This window comes from Dyella sp., assembly GCF_036746095.1.
Classification (GTDB): domain Bacteria; phylum Pseudomonadota; class Gammaproteobacteria; order Xanthomonadales; family Rhodanobacteraceae; genus Dyella_B.
Map to the genome: position 1 here is coordinate 72,201 of NZ_DAIOEU010000013.1, position 14,082 is coordinate 86,282.

At 62.8% G+C, this 14,082-nt stretch carries 16 protein-coding genes; 4 read left to right on the forward strand and 12 right to left on the reverse strand.

Annotated elements, in window-relative coordinates; all coding sequences use genetic code 11:
• Window positions 1–236 precede the first annotated feature (236 nt).
• Complete coding sequence (locus V7M64_RS08355; protein ID WP_333678528.1) at window positions 237–1,121, reverse strand: HAD family acid phosphatase; 885 nt, start codon at window positions 1,119–1,121, stop codon at window positions 237–239.
• 99 nt (window positions 1,122–1,220) lie between these two features.
• On the opposite strand from V7M64_RS08355, the gene V7M64_RS08360 reads away from it, so the two are divergent.
• Window positions 1,221–2,252, forward strand: a complete 1,032-nt coding sequence (locus tag V7M64_RS08360) for an AI-2E family transporter (protein ID WP_333678502.1) — start codon at window positions 1,221–1,223, stop codon at window positions 2,250–2,252.
• Window positions 2,253–2,462: 210 nt separating this feature from the next.
• On the opposite strand, the gene bluB is transcribed toward V7M64_RS08360, so the two are convergent.
• Window positions 2,463–3,158 carry a 5,6-dimethylbenzimidazole synthase gene (gene bluB, locus V7M64_RS08365; RefSeq protein ID WP_333678503.1) on the reverse strand — a complete coding sequence of 232 codons (696 nt, stop codon included), beginning with the start codon at window positions 3,156–3,158 and terminating at the stop codon, window positions 2,463–2,465.
• Between the two features lie 144 nt (window positions 3,159–3,302).
• Window positions 3,303–5,282: a UvrD-helicase domain-containing protein gene (locus V7M64_RS08370; RefSeq protein WP_333678504.1), complete on the reverse strand. Its 1,980-nt coding sequence runs from the start codon at window positions 5,280–5,282 to the stop codon at window positions 3,303–3,305.
• 143 nt (window positions 5,283–5,425) lie between these two features.
• Between V7M64_RS08370 and V7M64_RS08375 the strand changes: the two genes are divergently transcribed.
• Both V7M64_RS08375 and V7M64_RS08380 read left to right on the forward strand, forming a co-directional pair.
• The gene (locus V7M64_RS08375; RefSeq protein ID WP_333678529.1) at window positions 5,426–6,058 is read left to right on the forward strand and encodes a thymidine kinase; all 633 of its coding nucleotides are present in this window, start codon (window positions 5,426–5,428) and stop codon (window positions 6,056–6,058) included.
• A 44-nt stretch (window positions 6,059–6,102) separates the two neighbouring features.
• Entirely contained in the window at window positions 6,103–6,870 is a 768-nt protein-coding gene (locus V7M64_RS08380; RefSeq protein WP_333678505.1) for a hypothetical protein, read from the forward strand.
• A gap of 30 nt (window positions 6,871–6,900) precedes the next feature.
• On the opposite strand, the gene mutM is transcribed toward V7M64_RS08380, so the two are convergent.
• From mutM to V7M64_RS08405, 5 genes are read right to left on the reverse strand one after another with little or no spacing between them, the layout of a single operon-like run.
• Window positions 6,901–7,728 carry a bifunctional DNA-formamidopyrimidine glycosylase/DNA-(apurinic or apyrimidinic site) lyase gene (gene mutM, locus V7M64_RS08385; RefSeq protein WP_333678506.1) on the reverse strand — a complete coding sequence of 276 codons (828 nt, stop codon included), beginning with the start codon at window positions 7,726–7,728 and terminating at the stop codon, window positions 6,901–6,903.
• A gap of 1 nt (window position 7,729) precedes the next feature.
• On the reverse strand, window positions 7,730–8,224 hold the full coding sequence (locus tag V7M64_RS08390) for a hypothetical protein (RefSeq protein ID WP_333678507.1): 495 nt from the start codon (window positions 8,222–8,224) through the stop codon (window positions 7,730–7,732).
• The gene (locus V7M64_RS08395) at window positions 8,221–9,546 is read right to left on the reverse strand and encodes a GldG family protein (protein ID WP_333678508.1); all 1,326 of its coding nucleotides are present in this window, start codon (window positions 9,544–9,546) and stop codon (window positions 8,221–8,223) included. Before V7M64_RS08395 ends, V7M64_RS08390 begins: the two co-directional genes overlap by 4 nt.
• Complete coding sequence (locus tag V7M64_RS08400) at window positions 9,546–10,331, reverse strand: ABC transporter permease (protein ID WP_333678510.1); 786 nt, start codon at window positions 10,329–10,331, stop codon at window positions 9,546–9,548. Before V7M64_RS08400 ends, V7M64_RS08395 begins: the two co-directional genes overlap by 1 nt.
• Window positions 10,328–11,080: an ABC transporter ATP-binding protein gene (locus V7M64_RS08405; protein WP_333678512.1), complete on the reverse strand. Its 753-nt coding sequence runs from the start codon at window positions 11,078–11,080 to the stop codon at window positions 10,328–10,330. Before V7M64_RS08405 ends, V7M64_RS08400 begins: the two co-directional genes overlap by 4 nt.
• Before the next feature lie 144 nt (window positions 11,081–11,224).
• Here V7M64_RS08405 and V7M64_RS08410 point away from each other — a divergent pair, with 144 nt between their 5' ends.
• The gene (locus tag V7M64_RS08410) at window positions 11,225–12,418 is read left to right on the forward strand and encodes a fatty acid desaturase (RefSeq protein ID WP_333678514.1); all 1,194 of its coding nucleotides are present in this window, start codon (window positions 11,225–11,227) and stop codon (window positions 12,416–12,418) included.
• Between the two features lie 247 nt (window positions 12,419–12,665).
• Here V7M64_RS08410 and V7M64_RS08415 read toward each other — a convergent pair whose 3' ends face one another.
• The 4 genes from V7M64_RS08415 to V7M64_RS08430 form a co-directional block, all read right to left on the reverse strand.
• Window positions 12,666–13,082 carry a thiol-disulfide oxidoreductase DCC family protein gene (locus tag V7M64_RS08415; RefSeq protein ID WP_333678516.1) on the reverse strand — a complete coding sequence of 139 codons (417 nt, stop codon included), beginning with the start codon at window positions 13,080–13,082 and terminating at the stop codon, window positions 12,666–12,668.
• Window positions 13,075–13,623 carry a DUF4166 domain-containing protein gene (locus tag V7M64_RS08420; RefSeq protein ID WP_333678518.1) on the reverse strand — a complete coding sequence of 183 codons (549 nt, stop codon included), beginning with the start codon at window positions 13,621–13,623 and terminating at the stop codon, window positions 13,075–13,077. Before V7M64_RS08420 ends, V7M64_RS08415 begins: the two co-directional genes overlap by 8 nt.
• A gap of 115 nt (window positions 13,624–13,738) precedes the next feature.
• Entirely contained in the window at window positions 13,739–13,906 is a 168-nt protein-coding gene (rpmG, locus tag V7M64_RS08425; RefSeq protein ID WP_333678520.1) for a 50S ribosomal protein L33, read from the reverse strand.
• A gap of 12 nt (window positions 13,907–13,918) precedes the next feature.
• Window positions 13,919–14,082: bL28 family ribosomal protein (locus V7M64_RS08430; RefSeq protein WP_333678530.1), on the reverse strand; the 164-nt coding region annotated here is incomplete at its 5' end.

A 14,082-nucleotide genomic window follows, 5' to 3' on the forward strand; every position in this document is an offset into this window, starting at 1 on the left:
GCTTGCCATCCTGGCAAGGACAACGGCGGCGCCATACGGCGGGGCGCGGTGCATCTTACTTAAAAAAAAGAAAACCCCGCGGGCGTTGGGCCTCACAGGGTCATGCCGGCAGCGCCGGAAGGGAAATGGCCTTGCCCGCAGAAATTGGAGGTCAGCAGGATCGGCGGGGTCATGATACGGCCCCTTTCTACTTCAGGCAACACTTTAAGATATGCTCTGTAAATGATTGATTTTAATCAATCAATATGCAGGCCCCGGATCTTCTCCTGGCGACGCTGGTCGCGCGGCATGCTCCATTCATTGTTGAACAGGGCCGGTTCCCAGGAGCCATAGGTCGGGTTGGGAAACACAAACCAGCGGCTGCCGATCCAGCCCGAATAGGGTGCCATAGCTTGGACGCGGCCGGTCGGCGTATTGCTCATCACGGTGACGAAGTCGCCGAGCTGATCGCCCAACTGCATCAACACGCGATAGTGCTGGCTGACCAGCTGGCGGCGGCAGTTTTTCTCAGTGCCGACCTGGTCGCAACCCCTCAGGATGGTGCCGAGCCCGAGGAAGGCTTCCGGACCGGATACGGGCAGGCCGGCCTTGCGCAGGTTGTCGATGGTGGCGGTATCCAGATCCTGTGCGCGGTTGGAGATGTAGATCACTGCGATGCCGTGCTGGGCGGCAAATTGCGTGAACGCCACCGCGCCCGGCATGGGGCGTGCGCGTTCCTCCTTGCACCAGGCGGCCCAATCGGCTTCGTTGAATTCCCCGCCTTTGCGGATCAGGCGCGCCTGATAGGGCGAGTTGTCCAGCACCGTTTCGTCGATGTCGAGGATCACGGCCGGCTTCAGGTTTTCGTACGGCGCGATGCGATCGTCAGGGGGAAGCGCATCCCAGTGCTTGTCCTTCAGCGCCGCGAGCAACTGCGACTGCGCGCTGCGGTAGGTTTCCTGGTAGATCAGGTCATGCTCAAGCGCGGTCTGCGTCCAGGCCTCGGCGTTGAGATTGTCGTCGGCCGGAACGACCGGCGCCGCAGCGGGCGCGGCTGCCGGAGCAGTCGCCGTCGAAGAGGGCGACGTGGAGTGCGGCGCCTGGCTGGCGCAGGCGCAAAGCAGAAGCGTGCCCAACAGCATGGGCAGAGACTTGATCATGGAAAGTACCCTGCAAGCGTAAAGATGTTCCGCGAGGATCGCGCAAGTTTATGACAGACTTGCCGGGACCGCGCTTCCCCCATGGACCGCCCCGTGCACGCAGCCCTTTCCTCCACCCGCGGCATTCGCATTGCCAGCTATGTCATGTCCGCCCTGGCGCTGCTGCTGGTGTTGCGCGTGCATCTGCTGCCGGCGTTGCTGGCGGGCTTGCTGGTGTACGAACTGGTGCACGCGATGACGCCGTTGCTGGGCCGGCGCATTTCCGGCGAACGCGCGCGCCTGCTGGTGGTGACGGTGCTGGGCGTGATCGTGGTGGGTTTGCTGACGGCGCTGATCGTGGCGCTGATCAGCTTCTTCCGCAACGAAATCAACAATCCGGCCATGCTGTGGGAGCAGCAATTGATGCCGCTGGTGGAGAAGGCACGCGCACAGCTGCCGGTGTCCCTCACGAACTGGTTGCCGGACAGCGTCGACGAACTGCGCGTGATGGCGCTGGAACTCACTCGCAAGCATGCGATGAGTCTGCAGAACGCGGGTAAGGAGACCGCGCGCGTGCTGGTGCACATCATCCTCGGCCTGGTGCTGGGTGCGCTGGTGGCACTGAGTCGCGCGCGCCCACCGCATCAAGTAGGGCCGCTGGCTGCTGCATTGGGCGAACGTTGCCAACACCTGGCGGCGGCGTTTCGCAGCATCGTGTTCGCGCAGATCAAGATTTCGCTGATCAACACCAGCGCTACCGGCATCTTCCTGCTCGGCGTGTTGCCGCTGATGGATATCCACGTGCCGCTGGCCAAGACACTGGTGGTGGTTACGTTCCTGGCTGGCCTGCTGCCGGTGATCGGCAATCTCATTTCAAATACAGCAGTGACGATTGCCGGCTTGTCGGTATCGATCTGGGTAGCGGTGGCGTCGCTGGGCTTTCTGATCGTCATCCACAAGCTGGAGTATTTTCTCAATGCGCGCATCATCGGCGGACAGATTCGTGCGCGTGCATGGGAACTGCTGGTGGCGATGCTGGTGATGGAGGCGGCGTTCGGCCTGGCTGGGTTGGTGGCGGCGCCGATCTACTACGCGTATTTGAAGCGGGAGTTGGAGCAGCAGCGGTTGATTTAGATCACTTTGGCGACACCCCCCGATTCATATGGACGCCGTTTCAGGGCGGATCGTCATTCCGGCGAAGGCCGAAATCCAGTGCAGACATGTCGTGCGAAGCACTCAACATAGATGAAGTCAGGAGTGCTGCGCACAGCGCGTTTTGACTGGATTCCGGCCTTCGCCGGGATGACGAGCAATACCTAGCACGATGCACAATACGCAACCTGCCTAAGCGTTGCGCAAGGCCGCCAGCAATGCCTCATTTTCCAGAGCGCCTTCCCAGGTATTCGCGTGCAGCAACTGTTCCAACGGCAAACGCGAGCGCCAACCTGCGATTTCCAATTCCGGCCTGGGCAAAAATTCGCTGACGTAACCCAAGCACAAGTAAGCCAACGGATAAACGTGTGCAGGCAGCCGCAAGGTTTCCGCCAGTTGAGCCGGATCCACGATGCTTACCCAGCCCACGCCAATGCCCTCAGCACGCGCCGCCAACCACAAATTCTGCACAGCCAGACAGGTGCTGAAGAGATCGGTATCCAGCATGGTGTTGCGGCCGAGCACGTGCGGACCGCCGCGCTGGCGGTCACAGGTGATGCAGAGATTGATCGGGCTTTCGACGATACCTTCCAGTTTCAGGCGCCGATATTGCGCAGCGCGTTCACCATCGTAGTGGTTGGCCGCTTCGGTGTTGGCTTCCTCGTAAAGCGCTTTTACCGCACGCTTTAGATCGAGACTGTCGATGACGATGAAATCCCACGGTTGCATGAAGCCCACCGATGGCGCGTGATGTGCCGCCTTGAGCAGGCGCGCCAATACCTGCGGCGCAATCGGCTCTGGCAGAAATTGCGAGCGCACGTCGCGGCGCTCGTGGATGGCGCGGTACAGCCCTGCTCGCTGCTCGTCGGTAAAGCGGTGGTCGGTCATGTGCGGATGCCCCTGATGCATGCAGCGCCGTCGGTGGAGTGCGTAGGCTGGGATGGGATCCAAGCTTTTTTTCTGGCTTCTGATGCTGGGATTTCATCCCGGCCTACGGCGACACGTAGTGCGAAATCAGAGGCTGGCCGCTGTTCACGGACCGGCGAGCATGGCGGCAATTTTCGCCATGTGCGATTCGGCCGTTTCGCGCACCATTTCCTTGTCGGCTTCCGGATCCTTGCCTTCCCAATGCAAGTCATCCTGCGGCAACTCCTGCAGAAAGCGGCTGGGCTGGTTGCTGTGGATTTCACCGTAGCGCCTGGTCTTGGACGACCATGACAGTGTGAGCAATTCCTTGGCGCGGGTGATGCCCACGTACATCAGGCGGCGCTCTTCTTCCACGCGGCCTTCGTCGATGGCGGCATCGTTGGGCAGCGTGCCGTCTTCGCAGCCGACGATGAAGACAAAGCGGAATTCCAGGCCCTTGGCAGCGTGCAGCGTCATCATGCGCAGCGCGTTGCCGGGCTCGTCGCGATCGGCGTGCGAGAGCAGGGCCAGTTGCGCGGCGAGGTCGCCGGCACTGTTGCCTTTCTGCATGGCGCGGAACCAATCGGCCAGTTCCTGCAGGTTGCCCATGCGGCGATCGCGCAAGGCGGCATCCTGCGTGCTGGCGGCGATGTGGGCGGCGTACTGGGTGCGGGTCAAGATGCGGGAGACCAGGTCTGCCGCGCTTTCGTGCAGCGAGGCGCTGCGCAGTTCATCCAGCAGTTCCGAGAACGATGCAAGCGCGGCGGCGGGGCGCGGGCTCAGCTGGCGCAACACGCTGTCGCTGCGCGTGGCTTCCAGCAGCGAGCAGTGTTTCGTCTGGGCGATTTGCCCAAGCTTTTCCAGCGTGGTCGCGCCGATCTCGCGCCTGGGGACGTTGACCACGCGCAAGAACGCAGCGTCATCGCTGGGATTGGTAAGCAGGCGCAAATAGCAGAGCAGGTCTTTCACTTCCGCGCGATCGAGGAAGGACAGCGCACCGGTGAGGTGATACGGCACGCGCGCCAGGCGCAACGCCTTTTCCAATGGTCGCGCCTGGAAATTGCCGCGATACAGGATCGCCATGTCATGCCAGCGCACCTTGTGCTTTTCCGCCAGCGTGGCAGCCATGCCGGCGATGCGTTCGGCTTCGTGCTCGCCATCCTTGCATTCGATCACGCGGATCGCCGCGCCTTCCGGATGCTCGCTCCACAGCTTCTTGGCATGGACGTGCGGATTGTTGGCGATCAGCGTGTTGGCGGCGCGCAGGATGCGTTTGCCGCAGCGATAGTTCTGCTCCAGCTTGATCACGCGCAGGCTTGGCCAATCCTTGCCGAGCTGTTCGATGTTCTCGGGATTGGCGCCGCGCCAGGCGTAGATCGACTGGTCGTCATCGCCCACGCAGGTGAAGCTGCCGCGCTCGCCGGCAAGTACTTTCAGCAGGCGGTACTGGGCGTCGTTGGTGTCCTGGTATTCGTCCACCAGCAGGTAGCGCAGGCGTTCGCGCCAGGTATCGCGGCATTCCTCATCGCTTTCCAGGATGCGCAGCGGCAGGCGGATCAAATCGTCGAAATCCACCGCGTTGAAGGCGGCGAGGCGCTGCTGGTAAAGCTGGTAGATCGTCGCCGCTTCCAGCTCGCGCGGGCTGCGTGCGGCGGCCAGTGCCTCCTCCGGCGACAGGCCAGTGTTCTTGGCGCGGCTCAGCAGGTTGCGCAGGCCGAACAGGACATCGGGTTTGACGCCCTTGGGCGCCAATTCCTTGACGATGCCCTCGCTGTCGTCCGCATCCAGCACGGAAAATCCGCGCCGCAAACCGGCGCGTGCATGTTCCATCTGCAGGAATTTCAAGCCCAGCGCGTGGAAGGTGCAAACGGTCAGCGCCTGTGCGTCCTCTTCGCTCACCAGCTTGGCGACGCGCTCGCGCATTTCGCGCGCGGCCTTGTTGGTAAAGGTGATGGCGGCAATGCGGGACGCGGCCAGCTTGCGGCGCTGCACCAGGTGCGCAATTTTCTGCGTGATCACGGAGGTCTTGCCGGAGCCGGCGCCCGCGAGCACCAGCAGCGGGCTGTCGACGTGTTCGACGGCGGCCAGTTGTGGGGGGTTGAGCATGCGTCGGTCGGATCGGTCAGGTGAGCGCAGCGTGATGGGGGATCGTAGCAAACCGCGGGCTACCGGCGCAGGCTTGTCACGAAACCATCATGGTGGCAGTCGGCCGGGTTACCATGCACGCCTCCGCATGCCCGCCGACCCGCATGGCCAAGCTCTATTTCTATTATTCGTCGATGAATGCCGGCAAGACCACCAACTTGCTGCAGAGCGCGTACAACTATTTCGAGCGCGGCATGCGCACCTTGATCCTCACGCCGGCGCTGGACAATCGCTATGGCGAAGGTGTGGTCGCTTCGCGTATCGGCTTGCGTTCGCAGGCGGAGCGCTTTATGGCGGAAACGGATCTGCTGGCCGTAGTGCGATCGAATATCGACAGACACGGCGCGCTGCATTGCGTGTTCGTCGACGAAGCGCAGTTCCTGAGCAAGGCGCAGGTGTGGCAGCTTACCGACGTGGTCGACGAGCTCAACATTCCTGTGCTGGCCTACGGGTTGCGCACGGATTTTCGCGGCGAATTGTTCGAAGGCAGCCGCTATCTGCTGGCCTGGGCCGACAGCCTGGAAGAGATCAAGACCATCTGCCACACCGGCCGCAAGGCCACCATGGTGGTGCGCGTGGATGAGCAGGGGCGGGCGATTACCGAAGGGCCGCAGGTTGAGATCGGCGGCAACGAACGCTATCTCTCGGTGAGCCGCGCCGAGTTCAAGAAGATCACCCAGGGGCGCGGCCGCGTTGAGCTGAAGCAGCCCAGCCTGCCGCTGGACGAGAAGCACTGACCGGGTCTGGATCGCGCCAACCTGGATCACATCAAGGAAACAGCATGAGCAACCCGGTCACCTACTTCCCCGCCTGGCAGCGCCCCCATTGGCAGCCCAATGACGAGGAAGTCCTCCTGCAGTTCTACGCGTTCGGCAATTTCCAGCCGACCCGCGTGCCGTCCGCGCCGTATGGCAGCGATGGTTTGCCGGAAGGCGTGCAGCTTTCCAGCCATCACCACCAGGTGCTGCGCGATTGGGAAGGCTATCCGCTGAAGGGGCCGCTGGGCGACTTGTTCAAGCACGATGCGCCGGAGGCGTTCGAGAAAGCCTTGGCTACGCCGCAAGTGCTGGTGCTGCATGGCCGCTTCAAGGATCAGCCCGATACCGGTTATTTGCGCGACACCTTCGGCGTCTTGGCTGGTTTGCTCGATATCGGCGGCGTGGCGATTCTTGATCCGCAGATGCTCAGCTTGTTCGACGCGGACGAGTGGCGTCGGCGCTATCTGGTCAAGGACGGTGCGCCACTGCGCAGTCACGTGCTGATTCTGCGTGACGAAGATGAAGCCGGTCGCTACTGGGTGCACACGCGCGGCATGCGCAAATTCGGCCGGCCCGATTTCAGTCTGCGCAATGTGCCGGAGAGTGACGTCGATCGTGCGGGTGCGCTATGCCAGCGACTGATCGAACTGGAAGCGTTGGGCGCGCATTTCGTGCAGGGGCAGACGCTGGAAGTGGACGGCAGCTTCGGTGGCTTGGTGGCCGAGCTGGGCGGTGGCTACGACGATCCGCAGTTCAACAACACTTACGTGGCGTTCCACTGGCCTGACTGAGCGGCTTCGCAACCTTGGCGGCCGCCGTGGTTACGACTGGCATTTCGGGCACCAGAACGTGGAGCGTTGCCCGATTACCTGCTGGCGAATCGCCGTGCCGCATACCTTGCAAGGCTCACCTTCACGTCCGTATACGAACAGCTCGCGAAAGAAATAGCCAGGCGCGCCATCCGGATTGAGAAAGTCGCGCAGGGTGGTGCCGCCGCGTTCGATCGCCCACGCCAGGATGCGTTTCACTTCGCCCGCTAGGCGTTGATAGCGTGCACGCGATACTGTGCCAGCGGCGCGACGCGGATCGATGCCGGCGGCGAACAAGGCTTCGCTGGCGTAGATGTTGCCCACGCCGACGACGATCGCGTTGTCCATCAGAAACAATTTCACGGCTGCCTTGCGGCCGCGCGAGCGTTTCCATAGCACATCGCCATCAAACGCCTCCGTGAGCGGCTCAGGTCCGAGGTCGGCCAGCAATTCGTGCGTAGTGCCGGGTGCCTGCCATAACAGGCAACCAAAGCGGCGCGGATCGGTGAAGCGAAGAATGCGCGAGCGTTCGCCCTGCACGGGTTCCAGCGCCATGTCGAAATGATCGTGCAAGCCGGGCTGCACATCCGGCGGCAGCACCCGCAACACGCCCGTCATGCCCAGATGCATCAGTGCGCTGCCGGCATGTGTGTGCAGCAGCAGGTATTTGGCACGCCGCTCGACTTCCTCGATGCGCTGGCCTGGCAGCAGTTCGGTGATCTCGCGCGGAATCGGCCAGCGCAGGTCCGCACGCCGCAAAATCACTTTCGTGACGCGCCGGCCGATCAGGTGTGGCGCGATACCGCGCCGGGTGGTTTCGACTTCGGGCAGCTCGGGCATGTCATTGCACCTGCAGCGATGTGCTTTGCGCAGGGCGCGGCATGTAGCGTAGCGACACGATGCCTACACGCTCACCGACCTGCACGTAGACGTTGTGGCCGATGGCGGTCATCGCGCCGAAGCGTAGCGCTTCGTCATCCAGCTCCAGCTTGGCTTGCGGCGGCGCGAGGCCGATTTTTGCGAGGTCATAGCTGCTGGCGGGTTGCCAGCTTTGTACGGGCGCGGTGGCGATACGCAGCAATTCGGCCAGGCGCTTGTCGTCGGCGCGTGTGGGCGTTGCCTGGTCGACCTGCCACCAATGTTCGCCGCGCTTTACGTAGTGCTCGGCGGGCGCATTGCCCATGGCGAGTGTCACGCGCGTGATGTTGTCCGGAGCGAACGGAAGCAAGGCGCCGGGGGCAGCGGCACGATCGCTGCGCACCTGCCACCATGCAGCGGCGAGCAAGAGAACAACAGCAACCAGCAGCCATAACTGCTTGCGCAGTGCACGCTTCATGCGCGCCGCCTGCGCCAGGCGATCAAGCCGCCGATCGCCAGCAGCAGCAAGGGCAGCACCACCATGAAACCGATGGTCGATGCGCTCAACTCGCCTTGCGATACGGTCAGCACGCGATCCGGAGCACCGCGTGGCGGCATGCTGATCAGTTGGTCATCGCCGAGCAGCCAGTTGAATACGCGCTCACCCAGTGCGCGGTTGCCGCCATTGCCGAGATAGCTGTTGGAAAGAAAATCGCCGTTGCCGATCACGACCACACGCTGTTCGCTTTTGGCCGGGCTGGGCGAGAGGCGGCTGAAGGCAAAGCCAAAATCGAGCGGGCCTTTCAGCTGCGCCGCCGCGTTGCCGTCCAGCGACTGGGTGGTGACTTGCGGACTGGAGCGCAGCAACGGCTCGATCTTCCAGTCGCTCTTGCGGACCTCTGCCAATGGCGCAACTTCCGGAAACAGCGTGGTAAGCGTGAAACCGCGTGTGATTATGCTGGGCGGGTAATCGCCTAGCGCGATCATGCGCGGATCTTTCAGTCCCATGGCCGAGGATGATGCGTCTAGCAGCTCCCCGGGCAACACGCGAATGCCGAGCGCATCGGCGATCGGCTGCAGGCTTGCATCCAGGTTGCCCGGATCGACCAGCCAAAGCAGGTTGCCGCCATTGGCCAGGTAATCGGTCAACGCCTTGGTGGCGCCGGGTGCCAGCGGTGTTTGCGCGCCGGCGAGCACGACCAGGTCGGTCTGCGCAGGCACGCTGGTGACTTGCGAAAAATTCAGCGGCACCGCACGCATGCCGCTTTGCTCGAGCTGCGAAACAAATGTGCCGAGATCCGCATTGGCAACGCCGTCCGCGCGACGCTCGCCATGTCCGGTAACGAAGGCGACGATGCGATCGTTGCCGCGCACCAGGCGCTCCAGCGCATCGGTAAGGCTGCGTTCGGTCAGCGTGTCGAGGCGTTGCTGGCGATCGTGATAATGCGCAATCAGCTCGCCATCGACCGTGATGCCGAGATTGCGCATTGCTGCCGGGTCCTGCTGGGGGTCGACGAAGCTCAGGTGCAGGTCAGGCTTGGCTTTTTGATAGCGCTGCAGGAAGGCGGCGATGGTCTGGCGCAAGTCGCCCTGCGGGCTTGCGTAACTGACGATATCCACCGGGCCATCGAACTTCGCCAGGACGGCCCGCGTTTCCGGCGACATGCTGAGGCGGCTGTTGTAGGTCCAGTCGGCGATGTGGTCGTGGCGTGCGGTGAGAAAGCCGAGCGCACCGGCACCGAGTAAAACCAGTAGCGCGAACACCCAGCCATTGAGGCGGTGCAGTACATGCCTGTTCATCAGCCGCGTCCCCGGTCAGCAGCCAGGCGTTGCGCGCCTAGCGCCAGCGCCACCGCCGTCGCCAGCAGAAACCACGCGATATCGGCGCTCGATACCAGGCCGCGCAACAAGGCTTCCTGGTGCGTGCTCATCGCCAGCCAATTGATGAAGCCGCTGTTGACGCCGGCGAGCTGTGCACCGAGGTTGATGCAATTGAGCGCGATGCCAATCATCAACGCGGCCACGGCGGCGATGGCGGGATGCGAGGCAAACGCCGAACACGCCACGCCGACGGCCCCCAGCACGGCGAGCGTTAGAAAAGTGCCCAAGGTGGCGGCGGCGAGCTTGCCCCAATCCAGCCTGACGCCATGCGCAAGGCTTAGCGGCAGCGCGATGGCGAGCAGCAGCCACAACGCCAGCCAGATCAACACCGCCAGATATTTGCCAAGCAGGATGCGCGAGGCCGACAACCCGGTGGCAAACAGCAGCGGCAAGGTGCCAGTGCTGCGTTCGCTGGCCAAGCTGGACATGGTCAGCAGTGGTACCACCAGCAGCGCGAGTTCGGTCATGCCGAACGGCAACGGGCTGCCGGTGATCAAGCTGCTGTAGAGCCGTACCGCTACCAGGTCGGTGTAGCCGGGGCCATCCGGCAGGGCGGCGAGCTTTACCTGGTTGAGCAGGAACAGTTGCAGCAGCAACGCAAAACGCCAGCCGAGTTCCGCCAGCGCGAGGGCGCCGATGGTCCAGCCAAGCGGGCGCACGAACAGGCGGCGCAGTTCCAGCCGCGTCACAGCGAGTAAGGTCATGCGGCTTGGGCCCTGCCGTTCATGGCGATGTCGAAGAAGGTCTTTTCCAAGGCGGCGTGCTGATCGGGTGGTAGCGGCGCGTCGTAGCGCAGCACGCCTTCGTGCAGGATTGCCACGCGATCGCACACGGCAGTCACTTCGGTCAGCTGGTGCGTGGAGAGGATCACGGCGGTGCCTGCGCCAGCCAACTCGCGAAGGAGCTTGCGCAGCGCTACGACTTGCACCGGATCGAGGGCGTTGGCCGGTTCGTCCAACACCAACAGGGCGGGACGATGCAGCAGGGCACAGGCCAGCCCCAGGCGCTGCCGTTGCCCTTGCGACAAGACGCCCGCCAGGCGCCGCGCCAAGCTCCGCAATTCCAACCGCTCAAGCGCTAAGTCGCAGGCCTCCTTCAGCCGCGCCCCGGCCAGGCCGCGCAGGCGGCCATGGGCTTGCAGGTGTTCATGGATGGTCAGTTCCGGCCACAGCGGGGCAGCTTCCGGCAGCCAGCCAATCGCCTGTCGGGCCAGTTCGGGATGCTCGAGAAAGTCCTGGTCTTGCAGGCGAATAGCGCCGCTATCGGGGGCCAGCGCGCCGGCAATCAGGCTCAGGGTAGTCGATTTGCCAGCCCCGTTCACCCCAAGCAGCCCAAGGATCTGGCCGGCCTCAAGGCTTAGCGAGAGATCGCGCACCGCCGGGCGGCCAGCCCGGCTGCGGGTGATGCCTTCAAGTTTCAGTACGGGGGCTAAAGCGGAGTTAGGCGCGTTCATTGCATGATTGTCGGGGCGACCCCATCCCGCAGACAACCGTTGCCATCACGGTTTAACGGAAATCGAGATGCTAGGGTCCTACCATGCTGGTAGGTACGGACGCCCTCAACTAGACTGTTTTTTCTTGCTCCAGGACTTTCCCCCATGCTCGATGCTGTACTGCATTTCCTTTCCGGTGGTGTCAGCCAGGCCGGTTGGGTGTCGATCCTCGTCTACCTGCTGGTAGTCACGCAGATCACCATCTTTACCGTAACCATCTACCTGCACCGCTGCCAGACGCACCGCGGCATCGATTTGCATCCGCTCATCGCGAATTTCTTCCGCTTCTGGGGCTGGCTTACCACGGGCATGGTCACCAAGGAGTGGGTGGCAGTGCACCGCAAGCACCACGCCAAGGTGGAGACGGAAGAGGATCCGCATAGCCCGCAGATCTACGGCATCAAGAAGGTCTTCTGGGATGGCGTATCGCTGTACCGCGACGCCAGCTACGTGAAGGAAGACCTGGAAAAGTACGGCCGCGGCACGCCGGATGACTGGATCGAGCGCAAGCTTTACACCGGCCATCCGTACTGGGGTCCGGCGCTGATGCTGATCATCAATTTCGCCTTGTTCGGCGTGATCGGCGCGGCCGTGTGGGCGGTGCAGATGGCCTGGATTCCGTTCTGGGCGGCCGGCTTCGTCAACGGCGTCGGCCACTGGTGGGGCTACCGCAATTTCGAAAGTTCCGACACCGCGACCAACCTTATTCCCTGGGGCTTCTGGATCGGCGGCGAAGAACTGCACAACAATCACCATGCGTTCCCGAGCTCGGCGAAGTTCGCGCTGCGCAAGTGGGAGTTCGACATCGGCTGGGCCGCCATCTGCGTGCTGCGCAGCGTAGGCCTGGCCAAGGTTTTGCGCGTGGCACCCACGCTCGATACGCGCCCCAACGTGCACCTGCCTGACGCCGAAACCCTGAAAGCCGTGCTTACCCACCGCTTCCAGGCGATGACCGACTACTACCGCAACGTGATCGTCCCGACCCTGCGCGATGAAGCACAGCACGCCGGCGAAGGCATCAAGTCCATGCCGCGCCGCCTGCGTCGCGCACTGGCCGACGGCGGTCGCTGGCTCGATGGTGAAAACCGCGAGCGCATGCAGGACGTGCTGGCCAAGCGCCCCATGCTCAAGACGGTGTGCGAATTCCGCAATCGTCTGGCCGAATTGATGGAGCAGCGTGGTGCCGACCAGGCGTTGAAGGGTTTGCAGCAGTGGATCGTCGAGGCCGAGCAGAGCGGCATCCGCGCACTGCAGGAATTCGCGCAGCGCTTGAAGGGATATTCGCTGGCCGCTGCCTGATTTGAACGGCTAAATGCGATGAACAAAAAAAGCCCGCCTCATTCAAGGCGGGTTTTTTTTATGGATGGCATATCTCGCGATGCGAGTGCTATTGATCGCAGCAGCCGGCGTATTCAGCCAACGCATCGCCGCGCGCCTGGTCCCCCGCGAACGGTTCGGACGAGCATGCCATCAACCCAGGCGACCGCACGCCCCGTGGGGACGCGAGCGTGGCGACGATACTCGGCTACTGCGAAGCCGGAAACGCTCACGGCAGGAAGCGCGAGCGTTGTTCCGGCGTGGGCACGAAACACTGATCGCTGCGCCCGAACAAACGATAGCGATGACGTGCAACGAAACGGTACGCGAGATCGCGAATGGAGTGGGGGACCGAGAGCACCAAGGCGCTCAGCCATTGCCAGCGCCGATAAGGTAATCCGCGCAACACCCGCGCGATGGCGGTGGTATCGGTGTAACCGCAGCCTTCTTCAACCAGCAGCATCGAAAATGGCGAGTCAGGGTCGAGGCCGTGCGTCTGCAACAAGTGCCGGCCACTTTCCGATTGCATGGAGGCAAAACGATAGCGGCCTTCTTGATCGCGTTCCAGCAGAAAGCGCACCCAGCGGCTGCACAGCAGGCAGACGCCGTCATACACGATCACGGGCGATGCCGCGCTTTCAGTCATCGGTGACGATCTCCAGCCAGCCTCGGTAGGCGACCAGCCGGCCTAGCCACGGCAATCGAGTGTCGACGGTGAAGGCATAGCGACCATCGCGCTCACCGCTGTGCGAATGCACGGTCCCCAGCCAGCTGCGCGGCACCGGTATGCCAAGCACTCGTGCACCGTTCAACTGCCAGGCAACGCCATCGGCATCCGGGCGTAACGTGAAGCGAAGGGTCACCGCGCCGAGTTGTTCCCACAGGTGTGTGGCGGTTGCATCATGGCGCAGTGTCGATTGCATCTGGCCGCGCGCAAAGCGTCGGGTCCAGATTTCACGATGCCCTTGGCGCTCGATGCATAATTCCAGCGCCTGTTCCGGGCCGGGAGGTGGAAGTTTCAGCAGCCACCGCAAAGTGCGCAGCATGACATTGCCATCGCCCTCTACATCGGCCTTGCCGCGCGCGAGGATACGAGGGGTGGCGCCGTGCATGGCGCGCACCGATCCTGGCAAGTCGTGCCAGGCCGGCTTGAGCAGAGCAGGGAAAAGCGCATCGTTGGTTTCCATGCGTCGATCATGCGGAAACGTTCTTGGCATGTGCAAGCGGCCAAAAGAAAACCCGCCTCGAGGGCGGGCTTTCGATAGATCCTGACTTTCGCCGGAGGATTCACCTAACGGTGGATCACTTGATCTTGCCTTCCTTGTAGAGCACATGCTTGCGCACGACCGGATCGTATTTCTTGAATTCAAACTTGTCCGGAGTGTTCTTCTTGTTCTTCTGCGTGGTGTAGAAGTGGCCGGTACCGGCCGAAGAGATCAAACGGATCTTGTCGCTCTTGCTCTTGGACATGACTTAAGCTCCTTAGATCTTTTCGCCACGGGCACGCAGGTCGGCGATCACGGCCTCGATGCCCTTCTTGTCGATGGTACGCAGCGCCTGGTTGGAGACGCGCAATTTGACCCAACGGTTTTCGCTGGGAACCCAGAACCGGCGCTCATGCAGGTTGGGCAACCAGCGGCGGCGGG

Coding starts and splice junctions, on each gene's coding strand:
- V7M64_RS08355 (WP_333678528.1), bottom strand. CDS start 1,121: ATGCTGTTGGGCACGCTTCTGCTTTGCGCCTGCGCCAGCCAGGCGCCG.
- V7M64_RS08400 (WP_333678510.1), bottom strand. CDS start 10,331: ATGACCTTACTCGCTGTGACGCGGCTGGAACTGCGCCGCCTGTTCGTG.
- V7M64_RS08380 (WP_333678505.1), top strand. CDS start 6,103: ATGAGCAACCCGGTCACCTACTTCCCCGCCTGGCAGCGCCCCCATTGG.
- V7M64_RS08415 (WP_333678516.1), bottom strand. CDS start 13,082: ATGACTGAAAGCGCGGCATCGCCCGTGATCGTGTATGACGGCGTCTGC.
- V7M64_RS08390 (WP_333678507.1), bottom strand. CDS start 8,224: ATGAAGCGTGCACTGCGCAAGCAGTTATGGCTGCTGGTTGCTGTTGTT.
- V7M64_RS08375 (WP_333678529.1), top strand. CDS start 5,426: ATGGCCAAGCTCTATTTCTATTATTCGTCGATGAATGCCGGCAAGACC.
- V7M64_RS08420 (WP_333678518.1), bottom strand. CDS start 13,623: ATGGAAACCAACGATGCGCTTTTCCCTGCTCTGCTCAAGCCGGCCTGG.
- V7M64_RS08410 (WP_333678514.1), top strand. CDS start 11,225: ATGCTCGATGCTGTACTGCATTTCCTTTCCGGTGGTGTCAGCCAGGCC.
- V7M64_RS08360 (WP_333678502.1), top strand. CDS start 1,221: ATGGACCGCCCCGTGCACGCAGCCCTTTCCTCCACCCGCGGCATTCGC.
- V7M64_RS08370 (WP_333678504.1), bottom strand. CDS start 5,282: ATGCTCAACCCCCCACAACTGGCCGCCGTCGAACACGTCGACAGCCCG.
- V7M64_RS08405 (WP_333678512.1), bottom strand. CDS start 11,080: ATGAACGCGCCTAACTCCGCTTTAGCCCCCGTACTGAAACTTGAAGGC.
- mutM (WP_333678506.1), bottom strand. CDS start 7,728: ATGCCCGAGCTGCCCGAAGTCGAAACCACCCGGCGCGGTATCGCGCCA.
- bluB (WP_333678503.1), bottom strand. CDS start 3,158: ATGACCGACCACCGCTTTACCGACGAGCAGCGAGCAGGGCTGTACCGC.
- V7M64_RS08395 (WP_333678508.1), bottom strand. CDS start 9,546: ATGAACAGGCATGTACTGCACCGCCTCAATGGCTGGGTGTTCGCGCTA.
- rpmG (WP_333678520.1), bottom strand. CDS start 13,906: ATGTCCAAGAGCAAGAGCGACAAGATCCGTTTGATCTCTTCGGCCGGT.